The organism is Phyllobacterium sp. 22552 (assembly GCF_052044585.1).
Lineage (GTDB): Bacteria > Pseudomonadota > Alphaproteobacteria > Rhizobiales > Rhizobiaceae > Phyllobacterium > Phyllobacterium ifriqiyense.
Map to the genome: position 1 here is coordinate 310,980 of NZ_JBQENG010000001.1, position 16,368 is coordinate 327,347.

Here is a 16,368-nt window from a genome sequence, read left to right on the forward strand (position 1 = left end):
TGGTGAGGCTTTAAACTAGACGAGCCATAATCATTTGCAGGAAATCAGCATGTCCTATGAAACACGTATCTCGTTGGGTAGTTTGAGCCTATCCCGATTGGTCCTTGGCGCATGGAGGTTGCTCAGCGACCTTGAACGATCTGATGCTGATAGTGTCGCCAGGCTGGTTCATGGTGCAATTGACATCGGTATTACGAGTTTCGACCACGCTGATATTTATGGGAATTATGGTGTGGAAGAGGCTTTTGGTGCCGGATTACAAAGGTGGGGCGGCAGCCGTGATACAATTGAGCTGATTACCAAATGCGACATTATGCTGATATCGGGCGCCCGCCCTGAAAATCGCATTAAGCACTATGATACGAGCTCGGCGCACATTCGGGCTTCCGTGGAGCGGTCGCTGAAAAACTTACATACGGATTATATTGACGTGCTGTTACTGCATCGGCCCGATCCCTTGATGGATGCCGATGATACAGCCCGGGGTCTGGAAGATGTAGTCAAGGCTGGCAAAGTCCGTGCGGTCGGCGTATCAAACTTTCTGCCGCATCAGTTTGATCTTCTGGCATCAAGATTGCCATTCCCGCTGGTCACCAACCAAATCGAATTTTCTGTCAAATATGTTTCGCCTTTGACGGATGGAAGCCTCGACCACGCCCAAAGATTGAGATATGCGCCGATGATCTGGTCACCGCTTGGCGGCGGCAGTCTTTTCACAGGCGAGGGCGTGCAAGAGGTACGACTCCGCGCTGCTCTGAGAGATATTGCTTCGCAATTGGATAATACAGATATTTCGGCAATTGCCATTGCTTGGCTGCTGCGTCACCCCGCCAGCTTAATCCCCGTTCTTGGAAGCCTGAAGATTGATAGACTAAAAACAATGGCGACTGCGCTGGATATCGAGCTCAGTCGCCAACAATGGTTTGCAATTCTAAAGGCGAGTACCGGAGAGGACGTTGACTAAGCGGCGTGATCACGCTCCGATAGTAACTCCATGCCCTTCTTCTGCCGGATCAGATTGAAAAACCGGCGGAAAAGATAGTGTGAGTCCTGGGGACCGGGAGATGCTTCGGGATGGTGCTGAACCGAAAATACAGGACGTCCAGTTAGCCGCAGACCGCAATTGCTGCCATCAAAGAGCGAGACATGGGTTTCTTCGACATTGTCGGGGAAGGAGGCTGCATCAACAGCAAAACCATGATTCATGGATACAATCTCAACCTTGCCGGTTGTGTCATCGCGAACTGGATGATTCGCCCCGTGATGGCCTTGATGCATTTTCTTGGTGTCGCCACCAAGCGCCAATGCCAGCATCTGATGTCCAAGACATATACCAAAAACCGGGATGTCAGTTTTAATCAGCTCTTTGATTGTTGGGACAGCGTATTTTCCGGTTGCCGCAGGATCGCCGGGACCATTGGAGAGAAAAATTCCATCTGGATTATAGGCAAGGACATCTTCGGAGGTCGCTGTCGCGGGGAGAATTGTTATCTTTGCACCAAGTCCTGCGATTAGGCGCAGAATATTCCGCTTGATACCGTAATCAATGGCAACGACGTGAAACTCTGGTGCGGACTGTTCAGCAAAGCCCTGATCCCAAACCCATGGCTTTTCGGTCCAAACCGAGCTTTGTCCAGATGTAACATCCTTGGCGAGATCGAGATCCAACAATCCATGCCACGAAGCAGCGCGCGCTTTGAGCGCCGGAATATCGAATTTGCCGTCAGGATCATGTGCAATTACGGCGTTGGGCATGCCCTTTTCGCGGATGAGCGCCGTCAAGGCCCTCGTATCGACACCGGCAAGGGCGATAACACCCCGTGCTTTCAACCAAGCATCCAGATGATCGACCGATCGATAGCTTGATGGCGAAGTGATATCGGCTTTGAATACTGCTCCAACAGCACCGGCGCGCTTTGCCGGCGTAAGGTCTTCAATGTCTTCATTGTTTGCGCCGACATTGCCAATATGCGGAAACGTAAACGTGACAATCTGACCGGCATAGGAGGGGTCCGTGAGGATTTCTTCGTAGCCTGTCAAAGCAGTGTTGAAGCAGACTTCAGCTTCGCAAATGCCCGTAGCGCCGAGACCTTTGCCTTCAATAACCGTGCCGTCAGCCAGCACGAGCAAGGCTGTGGGCTTTACTTCGGACCAAGCCGCAGTTTTTGCTTGCGTACCTGCTTCTATTGATGTGGCTGTCATGCGGTACTCCTGAATGAGCTAGCGTCGCACTGGATAAAGGGGGCCATTGAAAAATGTCCTCGAATATCCCATATGACGTGGCTGAGCGCGATGGTTGGGTAATCATCCACCGCAGCAACAATAAAAATGTCTGGCTAAGTCCCAGTCCATAAACAAAGCAACGCCTTCGGTCAATTGCAAGACGAGCACTTGGTGGTAATTCATGTCGTGGATGACATGGCGCCATTGTTGATTTCGCTCGAAGCGACGACTAGGGTGGGCGCATAACAGGAGAATACGGCCATGCGCGATATAATCGCCGGGGCACTGAATACAGCCATCAAATCTCAGGACAAACGCCGCGTCTCGACGCTACGCCTGATCATGGCAGCCATCAAAGATCGTGACATTGTAAATCGCGGAATCGGGAAAGATCCGGTTAGCGGTGATGAAATCAGCGTAATTCTGGCGAAGATGATCAAGCAGCGCGAAGAATCTGCGAAGATGTACGAAGAAGGTAACAGGCTTGAGCTGGCTGAACAGGAGCGTGAAGAAATCGAGATCATTCGTGATTTCATGCCCAAGCAGTTTTGTGAGTCTGACATACGCAATGCCTGTACGCAGGTAATCGGCGAAATTGGCGCTGGTGGGCTGCGCGATATGGGTAAGTGCATGAACGCTCTTAAAGAGAAATATGCTGGGCAAATGGATTTCAGCAAAGCCAGTGGCATCGTGAAGGAAATATTGCAGTAGCAATTGAGTTACCGCTTGGGTTTGACCCAATGAAGGGCGAAAGACTTCGGTCTTTCGCCCTTTTTATTTTCGGTCACATGGTGTTTTTTAGAAATGCACGGCGCTGTAAGACGAGTGCTGACAGCACGATTATGGGAAGCAGCAGGCAGTAGACCACCAATGGCAGGGGGGTGCCCCCGTCAAACAAAGCTACCACGCTGGTTCCTACAAGCCCCGTGATCAGACTTTGAATGCAGAAGTAGTAGGCTACAGCGGAGCCAGCCCTATCAGCAAAATCGGCGAGGGCGCCATTCGCTGTAACCGATCCCGTCAGCACGATGCCAGCAGCGATAATCCACATCGGCAAAACAAAGCTCGCAAATGATAGGGGGAAAAACAGCTGGCTGATAAAAAGCACAATCGCTCCGGTAATAATTGTCAGCATTCCTCGTATTAAACAGCCCGCAATGCCCCATCTGGCGACGACGTGTTTAACGAAATAGCCGGTAATGATCATCACGACTGCAACAGTTGCGAAGATAAGGCTGAAATGAATTTCGCTATACTTCGCATTGTTGATCAGAACTCTCGGCGCTGTTGAGAAGAATACAAAGAATGCTCCCATTGCTGCACTGAATCCCAGTGTATAGGTCCAGAATGTCAAACTGCCCAAGATGGGTAAGATCGACCTGTCCTTTGAGGATCGTTGAGGCGGGCTGGTTTCGTGCCACATGAAAACAGCCCTCAAGCCCGCAAATATTCCGATACAACCCAGTGCCAAGAATATAGCCCTCCAGCCGAGCATGTTCGCAATGAGGGCGCCTGCGATGGGACCAAGTGCCGGCACGAATGCGAGCATTGACGTAAACATCCCATAGATGATCGTGCTTTCCGGTCGTTCACCATAGACATCTCGAACCGTGGCAAATGTGGCGACCAATACCGCCGATGCGCCGATTGCCTGTAGAGTTCGAAACAGCAGGAAGGGCAGTGGCGTGGACGAGAGGGCGAGGCAAAATGATGCTCCGGTAAAAAGCAGGGCACCTGTAAGCAGGATCGGCCGCCTGCCGATCCTGTCGGATAAAGGTCCGAACACGATTTGTCCAAGTCCTAAAAGAACCATGTAAAGACTAAGGGAGAGCTGGATGACGTTTGAAGTCGTTCCCAAATTTCTTGGCATTGCAGGAACGACGGGAAGGTAAATGTCCATTCCAAGTGAAGCCAGAATGTCAAATGGCGCCATCAGCAGGAGGGTAGCCGGGAGCGAGTAAGCCCAGATTTGTCGTTTGATAGGCATGATTATATGTCCGCTAAATGAATTCATTTGGCGGCGTCTGCCTGCGATCAAAATGATGGATGGTCTGACAGATGCGCCGCAACAACGAAAGGTTGCTGCGGCTTACTTGTCCGAGGTTTTCTGTGCACCCATTTGTGCTGCTCCAAAAGAGACGTGGTAGTCGCTATTTGACTAGCAGTCAGCGGTGTGAAGCGCAACCGGTGCGATATGGTATGCAACTATTTGCATAGCTATTATGCATATTTGAAGGTAGCAAAAATTTTAGGCTTTGCTATCTTGAACTTGTTGGGCTCTTTCCTCCCAGATATCCCAACGTCGAATGTACTGCACCTCCTCCCGCGGTACATTTACAATCAGGACCGCTGCACCTCCTCCCGCAGCGGTCCTTTTTTGTTTTAGCCTTCTTCGGAATCGCGTTTGCCAGGTTGCAGGCCTCTTGCGGCTTTTCTCAAATGCACGACTTCCCGCTCGCAAAGTTCATCTATTTTCTGGTGCATTAGTTCAATCTTCTCATGAAGAAGCTCAATTTCGAGCTCAGCCTTGATGTTGATCTTATAGTCGTTGGCGGCTTCTTTCCGGTCTATATCCTGTTGCCTGTTTTGGCTCATCATAATGAATGGTGCAGCATAGGCTGCCTGAAATGACAGAGCCAGATTGAGGAGGATAAAGGGGTAAGGATCCCACTCCCGCACATAGGCAGTAACGTTCAGCACAATCCAAAAGAACAATATTGTGGTCTGGATAATGATGAATTTCCATGAGCCCATGGTCGCAGCAACAGCATCCGCAATTCTTTGACCACGAGTAAGCTGGTCTTCTATTTCCGCCGGTTTGTGGCTTCGTATTCTGCGGCGAACCGTGCGTAGCTGTTGGAGCAGCTTCCGCTCGGCATCATGAAGGCCCTTCGTCACATCATCCGTTTCGGCCATCGCTTCTCTCCAAAGCGGCAATTTGTTTGCTCATATTGATGCCTGTCACGTAGAACCCACAGGCATCATAAAGATTTTTCGCACGAGGATTATTGGCGGCAACCCGTAATTTGATTTGCCGAACCCCCGCTTTTACCGCCTCATTTTCGAGAAGGCTTAGTGCTTGTTTACCGTGCCCCTTGCCCTGCTCGGATGGAAAAACGTAGAAGTCGCAAATATGAATCTCCCCCATTTTTGTATCTACTTTATACCAAAGATAACCCACGACACGTTCGGTGTTCGCTTGCAAATCGACGAGACAGACCAAACTGTGCCCGGGCGTATCAATGCCCTGTTTCAAATCGTGATTGATTTCATCGATAGCGCGATCTTTTGCAACAGAATGCTCAAGGCCATAATTGGCCGCAATCTCCGTCGCGTAGTCGGCGATGAAATAATCCAGAAAATCCGAATAGTCGTCCGCGCGCATTGGTTTAAACATAAGCATCGGCTGCTTCCTATTGCGTGTGCTAAGCGCTGTGCGCGCAAGCGGATGGAACCGAAACGACGCACTTACGTTTATGGTTAATAAAAACGGAGGCTGATATGAAAGAACATAGCTGGTCTACCATAATCGGAATAGTTGCGGGCCTGTCGATAGGCGCAGGCATTGGCGAAACTGTTATGGGCAACATGTTGCTTGGGCTCCTCATTGGCTCGGCAATGGGAGCTTTCATCGGTTCAAATACCCACATTCATCGTAATTATTAACAAGTTCCATTCGCTCAGCTGTGCAACGCCCGCAGACGTGTTGTGTTCAACAGACCCTGTTCTTCAAGGACAGGATAGGCCATGGATGCGAGCAGCGAGTTAATCTGCTTGAGGTCTCGTATGGTGTCGAGATGAATTGAGCTGGTTTCCAGGCTGCGGACTGTCCCTTCACGCAATCTACTGAAGTGGCGTTGACTGCTCTGCTTTTCCAGGTCACGCAGGTGGTCCTTTTCCAAAACCAGCTGATGTGCGGTTTCCCGATCGCGAGATACCAGCACATTGAAAGCCATACGGGCATTAACTAATACTTTTGCGTGGAAGTTGCTGAGTTCCAGCCAGCCTTCATCAGTAAATTTAAGTTTGCGATCCATTTTTTTCTGAACGAGGGCGAGCATATTGCGGACAATGATGTCGCCCACCTGTTCAAGCTTGACGCAGGCACCCAATAGTTCCTGAGCACGGGCCACCTCAAATTCGGACAGTTTTCTCGTTGTTAGTTTGGCCAGATAAAGTTTGATGGCTGCATGTTTGCGGTCCACCTTATCGTCAAGCATCGATAGTTCGTTGATGCGATCCTGTTCCGGGTTTTCATAAAGCGCGATAACGCCGCGAAGCATTATTTCCACAGTTTCGCAGACCATCACGGTTTCCCGGGTGGCATTTGTCAGTGCCAGGCTTGGTGTGTCCAATACGCTTTCATCCAAAGCACTGAGCTCTGCTTGAACAAGAGAGGGCGCTTGCTCGACAGGTGCGTTCAACGCAACAACCGCCTTGGTTACGCGTAAAACCAGTGCTGACAGCGGGACACCCGCTAGCAGAATGATGATGTTGAACAAGATATGACCATTGATGACTTGGTCCGCTGGTGACGAGCCAAGGAAGGCAATAGAGGGTTTGAATGTCATGAAGAGAATGAGGATCACGATTGATCCAGCGCCCCGCATCAGCAGGTTTCCCATCGGCACGATCCGAGCCTGTGGGGCAGCTGATCGAGTGAGGAGGGGGGCAATGAACGATGACCCGAGATTTACGCCAAAGATCATCACAATTCCGAGCTCAGGCTGGATAAGACCCCGCGAGGCAAAGGTGACCAGCAAAAGCACGGCAGCAATGCTGGAGTGGAATAGCCAGGTCATGATCGCCGCAAGCAGAAATGCTGTAACCGGATCGGTGCTGAGATAACCAACAATAACGGGCAGCAAGTCGCTGTTGCGTAGCGGTTCGGTCGCTTGCCCTGTCATTTCCAGCGAAAGCACCAAAAGACCAATGCCAACAAGAATGCGGCCAATCTGCCGCCAATTGCTGCGCTCCGTGGACATGAAGATTACAGTGCCCGCGACAAGGCAGAGCGGTACCAGCAAGGTTAGGTCAAAGCTGAGAATCTTTACGACCAGAGCGGATCCGACCTCAGCGCCGCGAACGGCCATCAATCCTGCAACGCCACTGACAAAGCCTGAACCGACGAAAGACCCGACAAGGAGGCTGACTGCTGTCGAACTCTGCAATGCGATTGAAAGCATCAAGCCCCAGAGAACAGCAAGAATGGGATTGTGAAGGACGCCGCGTAGACTTTGACGCATGCGCTCGCCATAGGCGCGCTCGACGCCTGTTCGAACCATTCGTGTTGCCCAGAGCAGGAGCGCTACAGCACCTGCCAAATGCAACAAAATTGCGGAACCGTTCACTTGCTACAATCCTGTCGTGTTGAGAGAAGCGAGAATAGCAACCATGCCAAGTTTGATTGCAATTTATTAATATAAGATATCACTCAAAAAGCGAAAAAAATATGTTCCGGCTAAGAAAAAATATGTCGTTCTTAGCACAAATACGCTGGCAGAAGATAATTCAGACCTGACACGCTGATAATTTGCCGGCTTTGTAAAAACCAAATCCCTTCATGCTTTGATCGAACAGTATGAGTCGGGGATGAAGTGCTTGAAGGCCTTTCATAGCAGTCTTATTTAAGGCACAATGAACCTGGACCTCAGACGTGAGTGTTGAGCACTCCATATCCCGCAGCAGAGTTTAATTTAGAACGAACATTCATATGCGATTTCCGCCATCTTTTCTCGACGAGATCAGGGAGCGTGTGCCGATATCCAGCGTCATCGGGACACGCGTTTCGTTTGATCGCAAGAAGACAAATGCCCAGAAAGGCGATTTCTGGGCCTGCTGTCCATTTCACGGCGAGAAATCCCCCAGCTTTCACTGTGAGGATCGCAAAGGGCGGTATCATTGTTTCGGATGCGGGGTCACAGGCGATCATTTTCGTTTTCTGACTGAACTTGAGGGCCTGAGCTTTCCGGAAGCGGTCGAGCGTGTTGCGGATATGGCGGGTGTTCCCATGCCCGCGCGCGATGCCGAAATGGAGATACGCGAGGCAAAGCGCGCCACGCTCTATGATGTCATGGAAATGGCAACGAAGTTTTTCGAGGACCAGTTGCAAACGGCCGGTGGTGCAAAAGCGCGGGCTTATTTGCGCGATCGCGGGCTCAGCGCTGCAACGCAGCACTCTTACCGTCTCGGCTATGCACCGGAAAGCCGTAATGCCCTGAAAGAACATCTGGCCAGCAAAGGGGCTACAAAGGATCAGATAGAAGCCTGCGGCTTGGTGGTATATGGCGATGACAAGCCAGTTTCCTTTGATCGTTTTCGTGATCGCATCATGTTTCCGATTGAAGATTTACGGGGGCGTATCATTGCCTTTGGCGGGCGAGCGCTGGCTCCCAATGCCATCGCAAAATATATGAACTCCAATGAAACCGAGCTTTTCCACAAAGGAAAAATTCTGTTCAACGCATTGCGCGCCCGCAAGGCAGCACAGCCGCAAGCGGGACAGCCAGCCAAAGCTGTCATTGCGGTGGAAGGATATATGGATGTTATCGCCTTGGCGCAGGCGGGGTTCACACATGCGGTTGCGCCGTTGGGTACAGCGCTGACGGAGGATCAGCTGGGTCTTCTTTGGCGAATGTCACCCGAGCCCGTACTTTGTTTTGACGGCGACAGTGCCGGCATAAAGGCGGCGCATAGGGCAATCGACTTGGCTTTGCCGGTTTTGAAGCCGGGATATTCGCTCCGTTTTGCTGTGCTGCCAGAAGGCAAAGATCCCGATGACCTCGTTAAGTCGTCAGGGCCACAGGCTTTTCAGGAAGTCCTTAATGATGCCCGCCCCTTGGCGGACATGCTATGGAGTCGTGAGACATCAAGCGGTGTCTTTGATACGCCTGAACGTCGGGCCGAGCTTGAATCTCGCTTAAAACAGATGACTGCTTTGATTGCCGATGAGAATGTCCGGCGTCATTATGGCCAGGATGTACGTGAGCGAATCCAGCAGTTTTTCGGGCCTAACCAACGTAACAATGGTGAGCGCGGCAACAATCAGAATGCCTATGGTCAGCCCAGATATGGTTCTCGCGGAAAAGGTGCTGCCACCGGGCGGTTTGCTGTCAGTGATAATCTGACAAAGTCGGCATTGGGCGCTCGCTCGTCATCAAAGCTTCCTGTTAGAGAAACAGCTATTCTGATGACCTTGTTCAACCATCCCCGTCTGATTGAAGATGACTTTGAAACGGTTGTTGATCTTGAATTGGAGCATCCGGACCTGAAGCGTTTTCATGCTGCTATGCTCGATGCGATGGCGGAGCATCATGTCTCCAGTGGAGCAGAGATGCGCAAGGCAATCGCGGATCAGGGATTGGCAACGCTGGTGGAGGCGCTTGAAGCTATTATCCGACGCAACCGTGAATGGTCTGCTTCTGCTGAAGCTGCAGAAGAGGACGCCAGAGAAGCTTTGCGGCAGGCGATCCACTTGCATCAGCGCGCTCGCGCACTACATAAAGAACTAGAATTGGCTCGGGTAGCTTTGGGTGCTGACGCGACCGAGGAAAACTTTAACAGGTTACTCGATATACAGAACGATATCCGTAACGCGCAGGCTACGGAGGCGCTGATCGAAGGGTTTGGAATCCCCTCTGGACGCTCCGCGAAGGGTTTTTGACCGAATTGATTCGCTTTTTTGACCCGAATCAGTTGAGTCGGGGTTGACGTGGGTCAATAATGACGGAATCAGATTGCGCAGAATTGTAGATATTGCGTTGATGTTTGTGGGTTTTGCAGAAATACCGGCAAATTCGACAAATATGCAGCGTGCTCGCCACCGGAATAACAGGGTTAATCCGCCATTAACAGGATTTCGGCTAGTCGATCATTTAATACCTTGATTGATGTAGGGGAACCGGTGCGCTGCTGCACTCGTTGTTCTCATGCATGAAAAAAGCGAACGTCGCTTGGAGATATAGAATATGGCAACGAAGGCAAAGGAAAATGAAGAAGTAGAAGTCGAGCGCGAAGGCGCGCCAGACGGTCCGCTTCTCGACCTTTCCGATGACGCTGTCAAGAAGATGATCAAGCTCGCTAAGAAGCGCGGCTATGTGACGATGGACGAACTCAATGCAGTTCTGCCATCCGAAGAGGTCACTTCAGAACAGATCGAAGACACAATGGCGATGCTCAGCGATATGGGCATCAATGTTGTTGAGGATGACGAGCAAGACGCGGACGCCGAAGAGGCGGATAATAGCGCCGATGATGAAAGCGATGCGCGCGAGCTCGCCGAGTCGACCGGTACGGCTGTCGCTCCGACTGTCACCAAGAAAGAACCAACTGACCGCACAGATGACCCTGTTCGCATGTATTTGCGTGAAATGGGCACTGTTGAGCTCTTGTCGCGTGAAGGCGAGATTGCGATCGCCAAGCGTATCGAGGCTGGTCGTGAGACTATGATCTCAGGCCTATGTGAAAGCCCGCTGACGTTTCAGGCGATCATCATCTGGCGCGAAGCGCTGAATGAATCGCAGATTCTTCTGCGCGAAATCATTGATCTGGAAACGACCTATGCTGGCCCTGAAGCCAAGCAGGCACCGGTAATTGAGCGCGTCGAAGAAGAAAGACCTGCTCCAGGAAATGATCGTTCGCGCAGCCGCCGCGATGATGACGACATTACAAATGTTGGTGGCGATACGCAGGTCGAAGACGACGATGATGAGGATGATGAGGCCAATCTGTCGCTTGCAGCGATGGAAGCCGAATTGCGTCCGCAGGTCATGGAAACCCTTGACGTTATTGCTGACACTTACAAAAAGCTTCGCAAGCTTCAGGATCAGCAAGTTGAAAATCGCCTTGCTGCATCGGGTTCGTTGTCACCAAGCCAGGAGCGCCGTTATAAGGAGCTCAAGGACCAGCTGATCAAGGCAGTGAAATCGCTGTCGCTGAACCAGAATCGTATTGAAGCTCTGGTGGCTCAACTTTATGACATCAACAAGCGTCTCGTGCAGAACGAGGGCCGGTTGTTGCGTCTTGCGGAGTCCTATGGCGTACGTCGTGAAGACTTTCTGAAAGAGTATCAGGGCAACGAACTTGATCCGAACTGGCTGAAAGCTGTTTCCAACCTGACGACACGCGGTTGGAAAGAGTTCACGAAGAACGAAAAAGAGACGATCAAAAATCTGCGTACCGAAATTCAGAATATGGCGCAGGAAACTGCAATTTCCATTTCGGAGTTCCGCCGCATCGTCAACCAGGTGCAAAAGGGTGAGCGCGAAGCCGCTCTTGCCAAGAAAGAAATGGTTGAGGCAAATCTGCGTCTCGTCATTTCCATCGCCAAGAAGTACACCAATCGCGGGTTGCAGTTCCTTGATCTTATTCAGGAAGGCAATATTGGTTTGATGAAAGCGGTCGATAAGTTTGAGTATCGCCGTGGGTACAAGTTCTCGACCTATGCGACATGGTGGATCAGGCAGGCGATTACCCGTTCTATTGCCGACCAGGCACGTACAATCCGTATTCCGGTGCACATGATTGAAACGATCAACAAGATCGTTCGTACGTCGCGCCAGATGCTGCACGAAATCGGCCGTGAACCGACACCGGAAGAATTGGCTGAAAAGCTGGCTATGCCACTTGAGAAGGTGCGCAAGGTCCTGAAGATTGCCAAGGAACCAATCTCGCTCGAAACACCGGTAGGTGATGAAGAAGATTCGCACCTCGGTGATTTCATCGAGGATAAGAATGCGCTTCTGCCTATCGATGCTGCGATTCAGGCGAACTTGCGCGATACCACTACGCGGGTGCTGGCATCACTGACACCGCGTGAAGAACGTGTCCTGCGTATGCGTTTCGGTATCGGCATGAATACGGATCATACGCTGGAAGAAGTTGGACAGCAGTTTTCGGTTACGCGTGAGCGCATTCGTCAGATCGAGGCCAAAGCATTGCGCAAGCTCAAGCATCCGAGCCGTTCGCGCAAGCTGCGCAGCTTCCTCGACAGCTAAGCGATCCTTATCTGCAAAAATAGAGAACGGGATGGGCGAAAACCCATCCCGTTTTGCATTAGCGGGTGGGCGAGTCACAGATAATGCTGACGATACGACGAACGACAGGCAGCACCATTAAAAGTGTTGGAAATGCAACAACCCACGACAAGGCCCAAGCTGTTACCCAATTGTAAGGCAGGTCGGCGTGAAGCCCGAGATTCTTTACTGTCGCAATGAATGACACCACTAAAGTCATGAGCACCGAGAGAATAAGCGGTGTAATGACAGCAATGTACTTCGCTGGCAACTTGCGACGAAAAGACAGTTTCTGATTATAGTTCATGGTTTTTCCGTAAGTATGCGGTCTCATGTGCAACGATCCTTGGCCGATAAAAGCCACGCCGGTTAGAGACCGGAGGAGATGCGTTGCCTGACGTAAGACGCTTACGGTAGGGCTGAAAGTTCAACCTACGCTTGTCCTTTACACGCGGCATAGACGTGTTGGCAATAAAAAAGCCCGGCTGACCGGGCTTTTTTGTTCAGAGCGATGGCTCGTGGGATTTTTTGTCGCCTTTATCCTTGACCATGAGTTTGTCGATATAGGCGAGGAACAAGGCCGAAAACACGAAGGCAAGGTGGATAATTGTGAACCACATCAGTTGTTCGTGGCTGTACTGCGTCAGGTTCAAGAATATCTGCAACAGATGGATCGATGAAATCGCCACGATGGTCGATGCGACTTTGATTTTAAGTGATCCAGCGTCGATTGTACCGAGCCAGTGCACTTCATCTGCTTGGTCGAACCGCGATACGAAATTTTCGTAACCGGAAATGATGACCATGACCACAAGACTTGCAACGAGGGCTGCATCGATAAGGCTGAGCATTTTGAGGATCGTGTCGGTTTCGTTCAGGATCATGACTTTGGAGACGAAATCGACGAGCTTCCCGGCAAAAGAAAAAGCATAGATCGCCAGTGCAATCGCCAGCCCGAGATAAAAGACGACCAGAAGCCAACGTGAAGCGAGGATGATGTTTTCGATAAAGATTTCTATGCGTTTCATTTGCTCATTCCGATAGAAGTACAGGTTCAAACAACAAATAACGAGCATCTGCGTGAACTCAAGGCGCAAACGCAAAAAACCCGGGCTTTTGCCCGGGTCCGATTGTTTCGAAAGGGATTAATTATTGCTTGCCATCGGGGCAACCAACGGCGTGATCCTGCGGATTGCAACACGGCGATTCTGTTGCTCAGGACCCTCTGATTTAATCTTCAGATAGTTCTCGCCATAACCTTGTGTGGCCATGTTCTCTGGCGGAATATCGAAGACATTGGTCAATGCCTGTGCGACTGATTCAGCCCGTTTATCCGACAGAACGAGATTGGCCTGATCCGAACCCACGGCATCCGTATGGCCTTCGATGAGGAATGTCTCTGCAGGATTCTTCTTCAATATCTGGGCCATGGCCTTCGCGACGCTTTCAATGCGCGCGATCTGATCTTCACCGATTTCGGCAGAACCGAAAGGAAAGGTGATGGTGTCGAGATCAACACGGCGTACTTTGTCGCGGATACGTGCAGAGCGCTTTACCTCGTCTATGGAATAGAGACGCTCGACACGTTCGACCGGAGGCTGAGTGAAGAATTCGTAGACTTCTTCCTCGGGCACTTCTTCCGCGTCCATAATGTATTCGCGTACAGGGATCGTGAGACGCAGGGGTGGCAGATCGTCACCCGGATCGCGCCACACGAGGCGTTCTTCGCGATCATAGTCGGGCGCGTAGCTAAGAACCACCTCACGCCCGTCAGGCATCAGCCGTGAGCGTTGGATCACATCTCCATACCGATTGCGAACCGTTATGATTTGGACGCCATTTTCACGAATAATGGTTTCTCGCGTGCGATTGCGCGGCAAGTCTTCGTAATACACATCCTGTGCGTCCCGAGACATGCGGGGGCGATCCGAACTTTCAACGAAGATATTATTATTCACTTCGACAATCGTGCGATTATCAAACTGCTTGATAACCTGTACGTCATCGGGACGTTCATCCCGTCTAGGTTCCTTGGTGCGTACGCCTTTTTCTGTTCGTACTGGCTCGATCTTGACCGGAGCAAGTTCTTGCTGAACATCTGCGTCAGTTTTTGGCGGCGCGACGGGAGCAGTTTCCGGTGTTTGGCTGGCTGGCTGCTCCTGTGAAGCTTCGCCTGTCACTTGGCCCTGTTTGCTGCCCTTTTCTCCGCGACCGCCCTTCCGAGGCTTATCGCTATCGAGCACAGGTGCGGCATTTTCTGGAAGCGGTGATGCTTCCTGTTGTTCCGGTTTAGCTGCCTGTCCCGAAGGAGCTTCGGTAGTTCCATCGGCAGGCTTTGCATTTTGATCTGGCGTTACAGGCGTAGCCTCCTGCGAGGGTACTGCCGGAGTTTCGCCCGTAGGCTGGCTAGGCGTCGTTTCAACAGGAGATTTCTGTTCGACGGCTTCAGATGAGGTTTGCTGGGCGGGCGTTTCCTTGGCTGCTTTGTCTGCAGCCTTCTTGGCTTCTTCGGCGGCCTGATCTGTTTGTTTCTCGGCAGCTTTCTGAGCACTGTCTGCTTTTTTCCGTGCTTCTTCTTCAGCTAATTTTTGAGCTTCTGCTGCCTTGTCAGTTTCTTGTTGAGCAGCTTTCTTAGCCTTTTCCGCTTCCTTGGCAGTTTCTTTCTCAGTTGCTTTGACCGCTTCAGATTCTTCTGCCGCCTTCGCGCGTGCAGCTTCTCCTACAGCTTTCTGCTCTTCGGCCGCCTTATCAGCTTCGGCCTGAGCATCGCGCTTAGCCTGTTCGGCATCCTTGGCAGCCTTCTTTTGTGCAGATTCGACGGCCGCAGCTTCATCAGCCGCCTTTTGTTTAGCCTCCGATTCGATTGCCTTTTGCTTCTCCGCAGCTTTGTCAGATTCGGCTTGGGCATCCCGTTGGGCTTGTTCTGCCTTGGCAGAGGCTTCCGCTTCGGCATCCTTTGCGGCCTGATCGGCTTGCTCTTTTGCCTGCTCTGCGGCCTGCTTTTGTGACTCGGCAGCTGCATCGGACTCTTCGGTCGCGCGCTGCTTGGCATCGTCTACTTGTTCCTCAACCGGGCGCTTTTTCTTGACAGGCTCTTCAGTTGTTTCAGCTTCAGGCTGTTGCTCTTCAACTTGAGCGAGCAACATTTGGGGATCATTGGTGTTCGATGAAATATACGGCCTGTTCAAAGCGGGTTGCTCCGCCATCGCATGCGGCGACGAAAAGAGAATTGCTGTTGAGGCGAAAAAAAGTGCTGTCCGTTTCATGTCCATCCCTGTCTCGCATTTCAAAAGCTTGAAACACGTCAAATGTTCTTAACCGCAACCTGTTCCCATTTTATGGCAACCTTTTGTGGCGCGATCATCGTTTTTCCGGCCATGGCGACCGAATTCGAAAGATGCAGCATTCCACTACCCGCCTGTATGCGGTGTGAAGGCGCTGTTCATCTTGCATTCATGGACAACTACCGGTCGCTACTATGGACGGGAGCATATCAGCGTTGTATTTGATGGTATGCCTAGCGAACCATTCTGGAAAACCAAAACACTTGATGAGCTTAATCGCGCTGAATGGGAAAGCCTCTGCGACGGTTGCGGCCGTTGTTGCCTTCACAAACTTGAAGATGAAGATACGGAAGAAATCTACTTCACGACAGTGGCGTGCACGCTGCTTGATGCGGGCACATGCCAATGTTCCGACTATGTTGATCGGAAAAAGAAGGTGCCCGACTGCGTGTTTCTGACGCCTGAAATTGTCAGGACTGTCGACTGGCTCCCTGAAACCTGTGGCTATCGGTTAATAGATGAGGGCCAGGATCTCTATTGGTGGCATCCCCTCGTCTCCGGTACCAGCGAGACTGTCCATGAAGCCGGAATCTCTGTTCGGGGCCAAGTAACGGCGTTCGATCATGATCTGAAATCTGACGAAGATTACTTTGAACATATGGTAAGAGTTGCCGGCAATTAACTATTTGTAACCTGGGAACAAAGTGGACTTGTTGGACCTTTATGGTGTGTCCGGTTTGACGGACTAAATGACAGGGAGAAACGTTCAATGGCTCGTGTTTCATTAAGAATCCTGGCACTCGGTGCCGCGATTGGTATCTCTTCCGTATTTGGGCTTGGGGTCGCGT

14 protein-coding genes are annotated in these 16,368 nt (G+C 51.2%); 6 read left to right on the top strand and 8 right to left on the bottom strand.

Translation table 11 applies throughout. The annotated features are described in order from the left end of the window. Positions 1–49: 49 nt before the first annotated feature. On the top strand, positions 50–964 hold the full coding sequence (locus ACTJI9_RS01595) for an aldo/keto reductase (protein ID WP_307279421.1): 915 nt from the start codon (positions 50–52) through the stop codon (positions 962–964). Here ACTJI9_RS01595 and carA read toward each other — a convergent pair. Beyond that, on the bottom strand, positions 961–2,202 hold the full coding sequence (carA, locus tag ACTJI9_RS01600) for a glutamine-hydrolyzing carbamoyl-phosphate synthase small subunit (protein WP_115052459.1): 1,242 nt from the start codon (positions 2,200–2,202) through the stop codon (positions 961–963). The two genes, ACTJI9_RS01595 and carA, sit on opposite strands and share 4 nt — an antisense overlap. Before the next feature lie 282 nt (positions 2,203–2,484). On the opposite strand from carA, the gene ACTJI9_RS01605 reads away from it, so the two are divergent. Next, entirely contained in the window at positions 2,485–2,934 is a 450-nt protein-coding gene (locus ACTJI9_RS01605) for a GatB/YqeY domain-containing protein (protein ID WP_115052460.1), read from the top strand. Positions 2,935–3,007: 73 nt separating this feature from the next. Here the strand turns inward: ACTJI9_RS01605 and cml are convergent, their stop codons facing one another. The 3 genes from cml to ACTJI9_RS01620 form a co-directional block, all read right to left on the bottom strand. Then, the gene (gene cml, locus ACTJI9_RS01610; protein WP_440805598.1) at positions 3,008–4,210 is read right to left on the bottom strand and encodes a CmlA/FloR family chloramphenicol efflux MFS transporter; all 1,203 of its coding nucleotides are present in this window, start codon (positions 4,208–4,210) and stop codon (positions 3,008–3,010) included. A 395-nt stretch (positions 4,211–4,605) separates the two neighbouring features. Next, entirely contained in the window at positions 4,606–5,139 is a 534-nt protein-coding gene (locus ACTJI9_RS01615) for a DUF1003 domain-containing protein (RefSeq protein ID WP_115052462.1), read from the bottom strand. Next, positions 5,123–5,626: a GNAT family N-acetyltransferase gene (locus tag ACTJI9_RS01620; protein WP_440805601.1), complete on the bottom strand. Its 504-nt coding sequence runs from the start codon at positions 5,624–5,626 to the stop codon at positions 5,123–5,125. The genes ACTJI9_RS01615 and ACTJI9_RS01620 overlap by 17 nt, the downstream gene beginning before the upstream one ends. Positions 5,627–5,724: 98 nt before the next feature. Between ACTJI9_RS01620 and ACTJI9_RS01625 the strand changes: the two genes are divergently transcribed. Next, positions 5,725–5,889, top strand: a complete 165-nt coding sequence (locus tag ACTJI9_RS01625; RefSeq protein WP_162802461.1) for a hypothetical protein — start codon at positions 5,725–5,727, stop codon at positions 5,887–5,889. Positions 5,890–5,903: 14 nt separating this feature from the next. Here the strand turns inward: ACTJI9_RS01625 and ACTJI9_RS01630 are convergent, their stop codons facing one another. Then, positions 5,904–7,574, bottom strand: a complete 1,671-nt coding sequence (locus tag ACTJI9_RS01630; protein ID WP_115052464.1) for a Na/Pi cotransporter family protein — start codon at positions 7,572–7,574, stop codon at positions 5,904–5,906. Positions 7,575–7,936: 362 nt separating this feature from the next. Between ACTJI9_RS01630 and dnaG the strand changes: the two genes are divergently transcribed. Next, entirely contained in the window at positions 7,937–9,886 is a 1,950-nt protein-coding gene (dnaG, locus tag ACTJI9_RS01635) for a DNA primase (protein ID WP_440805604.1), read from the top strand. Positions 9,887–10,190: 304 nt separating this feature from the next. After that, on the top strand, positions 10,191–12,218 hold the full coding sequence (gene rpoD / locus ACTJI9_RS01640; protein ID WP_115052466.1) for an RNA polymerase sigma factor RpoD: 2,028 nt from the start codon (positions 10,191–10,193) through the stop codon (positions 12,216–12,218). Between the two features lie 58 nt (positions 12,219–12,276). Here rpoD and ACTJI9_RS01645 read toward each other — a convergent pair whose 3' ends face one another. The 3 genes from ACTJI9_RS01645 to ACTJI9_RS01655 all read right to left on the bottom strand — a co-directional run bounded on the left by ACTJI9_RS01645 (position 12,277) and on the right by ACTJI9_RS01655 (position 15,502). Further along, complete coding sequence (locus tag ACTJI9_RS01645; RefSeq protein WP_307279401.1) at positions 12,277–12,570, bottom strand: DUF2798 domain-containing protein; 294 nt, start codon at positions 12,568–12,570, stop codon at positions 12,277–12,279. A 169-nt stretch (positions 12,571–12,739) separates the two neighbouring features. Then, positions 12,740–13,264, bottom strand: a complete 525-nt coding sequence (locus ACTJI9_RS01650) for a TIGR00645 family protein (RefSeq protein ID WP_336439736.1) — start codon at positions 13,262–13,264, stop codon at positions 12,740–12,742. A 117-nt stretch (positions 13,265–13,381) separates the two neighbouring features. Then, positions 13,382–15,502 (bottom strand): OmpA family protein, encoded by a 2,121-nt coding sequence (locus ACTJI9_RS01655; protein WP_440805607.1) that lies wholly within the window; start codon positions 15,500–15,502, stop codon positions 13,382–13,384. Positions 15,503–15,749: 247 nt separating this feature from the next. Between ACTJI9_RS01655 and ACTJI9_RS01660 the strand changes: the two genes are divergently transcribed. Continuing rightward, a complete protein-coding gene (locus tag ACTJI9_RS01660; protein WP_307286183.1) occupies positions 15,750–16,202 on the top strand; it encodes a YcgN family cysteine cluster protein in 453 nt (150 codons plus the stop codon). The last annotated feature ends 166 nt before the right edge of the window (positions 16,203–16,368 follow it).

What these genes read in the sequence shown, in the direction of transcription:
- ACTJI9_RS01615 (WP_115052462.1), bottom strand. Translation starts at nt 5,139, where the DNA reads ATGGCCGAAACGGATGATGTGACGAAGGGCCTTCATGATGCCGAGCGG.
- ACTJI9_RS01650 (WP_336439736.1), bottom strand. Translation starts at nt 13,264, where the DNA reads ATGAAACGCATAGAAATCTTTATCGAAAACATCATCCTCGCTTCACGT.
- ACTJI9_RS01605 (WP_115052460.1), top strand. Translation starts at nt 2,485, where the DNA reads ATGCGCGATATAATCGCCGGGGCACTGAATACAGCCATCAAATCTCAG.
- ACTJI9_RS01645 (WP_307279401.1), bottom strand. Translation starts at nt 12,570, where the DNA reads ATGAGACCGCATACTTACGGAAAAACCATGAACTATAATCAGAAACTG.
- ACTJI9_RS01655 (WP_440805607.1), bottom strand. Translation starts at nt 15,502, where the DNA reads ATGAAACGGACAGCACTTTTTTTCGCCTCAACAGCAATTCTCTTTTCG.
- ACTJI9_RS01595 (WP_307279421.1), top strand. Translation starts at nt 50, where the DNA reads ATGTCCTATGAAACACGTATCTCGTTGGGTAGTTTGAGCCTATCCCGA.
- rpoD (WP_115052466.1), top strand. Translation starts at nt 10,191, where the DNA reads ATGGCAACGAAGGCAAAGGAAAATGAAGAAGTAGAAGTCGAGCGCGAA.
- cml (WP_440805598.1), bottom strand. Translation starts at nt 4,210, where the DNA reads ATGCCTATCAAACGACAAATCTGGGCTTACTCGCTCCCGGCTACCCTC.
- dnaG (WP_440805604.1), top strand. Translation starts at nt 7,937, where the DNA reads ATGCGATTTCCGCCATCTTTTCTCGACGAGATCAGGGAGCGTGTGCCG.
- carA (WP_115052459.1), bottom strand. Translation starts at nt 2,202, where the DNA reads ATGACAGCCACATCAATAGAAGCAGGTACGCAAGCAAAAACTGCGGCT.
- ACTJI9_RS01620 (WP_440805601.1), bottom strand. Translation starts at nt 5,626, where the DNA reads ATGCTTATGTTTAAACCAATGCGCGCGGACGACTATTCGGATTTTCTG.
- ACTJI9_RS01625 (WP_162802461.1), top strand. Translation starts at nt 5,725, where the DNA reads ATGAAAGAACATAGCTGGTCTACCATAATCGGAATAGTTGCGGGCCTG.
- ACTJI9_RS01660 (WP_307286183.1), top strand. Translation starts at nt 15,750, where the DNA reads ATGCCTAGCGAACCATTCTGGAAAACCAAAACACTTGATGAGCTTAAT.